3 protein-coding genes and 1 pseudogene are annotated in these 2,289 nt (G+C 66.1%); all 4 read left to right on the top strand.

The window, feature by feature from the left end; all coding sequences use genetic code 11:
- Positions 1 to 66 precede the first annotated feature (66 nt).
- Positions 67 to 366: pseudogene (locus ACCC94_RS29355) on the top strand (MauE/DoxX family redox-associated membrane protein); the annotation flags it as partial.
- Positions 367 to 370: 4 nt separating this feature from the next.
- The gene (gene mauD, locus ACCC94_RS29350) at positions 371 to 997 is read left to right on the top strand and encodes a methylamine dehydrogenase accessory protein MauD (protein WP_413353104.1); all 627 of its coding nucleotides are present in this window, start codon (positions 371 to 373) and stop codon (positions 995 to 997) included.
- A gap of 17 nt (positions 998 to 1,014) precedes the next feature.
- On the top strand, positions 1,015 to 1,536 hold the full coding sequence (locus ACCC94_RS29345; protein ID WP_017518360.1) for a methylamine dehydrogenase light chain: 522 nt from the start codon (positions 1,015 to 1,017) through the stop codon (positions 1,534 to 1,536).
- Positions 1,537 to 1,553: 17 nt separating this feature from the next.
- Positions 1,554 to 2,081, top strand: coding sequence for a c-type cytochrome (locus tag ACCC94_RS29340; protein WP_413353103.1), 528 nt, complete (start codon positions 1,554 to 1,556; stop codon positions 2,079 to 2,081).
- The last annotated feature ends 208 nt before the right edge of the window (positions 2,082 to 2,289 follow it).

Raw genomic sequence — 2,289 nt, 5'->3', positions numbered from 1 at the left:
AGTTTGAGCTGGCGGGGATGATTGGCCAGCTGGCCATCGGCGGCGGCATACTGAAGCAGAGAAACGGCGCTGATCCTGTTCTATGCCGGCGCCATCGGCATCAACCTCTGGCGCGGACGCCGCGACATCGACTGCGGCTGCTCCGGCCCCGACCAGATGCAACCGCTGCGCCCGGTACTGCTGCTGCGCAACGCGATCGTCGCCGCGCTCGCCCTGGTCGCCGCCTGTACCCCGCAGGCCCGCGAGATGGGTGTGTTCGACGCCTTCGTGATTCTCGCCGCCAGCGCCGTTTCTCTGCTTCTGTATGCCGCGGCCGATGGCCTGCTGGCCAATCATCCCCGCCTGCTCAAACTCATCGGAAGGTGAACAAATGGAAGGTCTGATCGTTTCCAACATTCTTCTCTGGGTGCTGCTCATCGCCCTCGCCTTCACCGTCATGGCGCTGGTGCGCCAGATCGGCGTCCTCCACGGCCGCATCGCTCCGGCCGGTGCGCTGATGGTCGACAAGGGCGTAGCCGTCAACGAGCCCGCACCGAAAGTCACCGCCGCCGACCGCCACGGTCGCCCGGTCAACTTCGGCTATGAAGGCGAGCGCGGCCAGCTGCTGTTCTTCCTCTCGCCGACCTGCCCGATCTGCAAATCGCTGCTGCCGGCGATCAAATCCATCGCCAGGGACAAGGCCGGTGAGCTGGACGTGATCTACGTCAGCGACGGCGACATGGCCGCCCAGCAGGCGCTGATCGCCGAGCACGGCCTGGAGAAATCGGCCTATGTGGTCGGCCCGGAAGTGGGCATGACCTACCAGATCGGCAAGCTGCCCTACGCCGCGCTGATCGACAGCAAGGGCGTGCTGCGCGCCAAGGGCCTGGTGAATTCCCGCGAGCACCTGGACAGCCTGTTCGAGGTCGAGCACCTGGGCAGCGCCACCCTGCAGCAGTACATGAATGGCACCGGCCACGTGCACACCCACGACGCCAGCCACGGCCACAGCCACTGATCACGGAGAGAACAAGAATGAAATTCCTCGACAACCTGTTCGAGCGCTCCTCCCGCCAGGTGGCCAACGTCACTTCGCGGCGCAAGCTGCTGGGCCGCTTCGGCTCGCTGCTGGTGGCCGGCGCCGCCCTGCCGATCATCCTGCCGATCGACCGCACCTCCAAGGCCCTGGCCGCCGAGGCGCCCAAGGCCGGCGATCCGGGTGACCCGAACAGCTGCGACTACTGGCGCTACTGCTCCATCGACGGCTTCCTCTGCTCCTGCTGCGGCGGTACCACCACCTCCTGCCCGCCCGGCACCGATGCCTCGCAAGTGACCTGGATCGGTACCTGCCGCAATCCGGCAGACGGCAAGGACTACATCATTTCCTACAACGACTGCTGCGGTAAGCACAGCTGCTCCCAGTGCGCCTGTACCCGCAACGAAAGCGAGGAACCGCTGTACCGTCCGTTCAACAACAACGACGTCAACTGGTGCCTGGGCGCGGAATCGCGCATCTACAACTGCACCGTCACCATCATCCGCGGCGTCGCGGTCTGAAGTCGGGAGAAAAGCCCATGCGCAGTCTCGTTGTCGGCGCCCTGCTCTGCAGCCTGGTCGCTCCGTTGGCCGAGGCCCGTGCGATCCCCGATCCGCACCAGCGGCCGGCGCCCGGCAACGAGGAGGTGCAGAAGCCGATCTCCCAGCAGAGCTACAGCCCGGCCACCAACTACCAGCTGCAATGCGCCGGCTGCCATCTCACCGAAGGCAGCGGCAGCAAGGCCAACGACACGCCGCGTCTGCACGGCTTCGTCGGCAACTTCCTCAAGGTGGACGGTGGCCGGCAATTCCTCGTGCGCGTGCCGGGCATGTCCCAGTCCGCGCTGAACGACGCGCAACTGGCCGACCTGCTCAACTGGCTGCTGCGCAAGGAAGGCATGGCCGGCGACAGCATGCCCGCGCAGTTCAAGCCCTACACCGCCGAGGAAGTCAAAGCCACGCGCTACCAGGCCCTGCTCAACCTGCCGGGTACCCGCGCCGGGTTGATCGAGGAAATGCGCAAGCAAGGCATCGCCATCACCGATGGGATGAGCGATGCGTACTGAGTGATTGCTCCGGCGGCTTGCCCGCCGGTTTGTTTTGCCTCCGCGGCTATTCCGCGAACAACTGCCCGCAGCTCCTGCGGGCTTTTTTATGCAGGCCGCTTTTCTGTAGGAGCGGGCGTGGGGGGGCAAGGGATAACCCGCGGGGTGGGGGGGAACGGGGTGGCGGGCAGGGGGGGAGCGGGGGAAAAACCCGCCACACCACCCCCCG

Origin of the sequence: Pseudomonas sp. Pseusp97, assembly GCF_047304025.1 — a bacterium.
Classification (GTDB): Bacteria; Pseudomonadota; Gammaproteobacteria; order Pseudomonadales; family Pseudomonadaceae; genus Pseudomonas.
Note: the sequence above shows the minus strand (reverse complement) of the source record. Positions and strands in the feature narration are given on the sequence as shown.

Coding starts and splice junctions, on each gene's coding strand:
- ACCC94_RS29340 (WP_413353103.1), top strand. CDS start 1,554: ATGCGCAGTCTCGTTGTCGGCGCCCTGCTCTGCAGCCTGGTCGCTCCG.
- ACCC94_RS29345 (WP_017518360.1), top strand. CDS start 1,015: ATGAAATTCCTCGACAACCTGTTCGAGCGCTCCTCCCGCCAGGTGGCC.
- mauD (WP_413353104.1), top strand. CDS start 371: ATGGAAGGTCTGATCGTTTCCAACATTCTTCTCTGGGTGCTGCTCATC.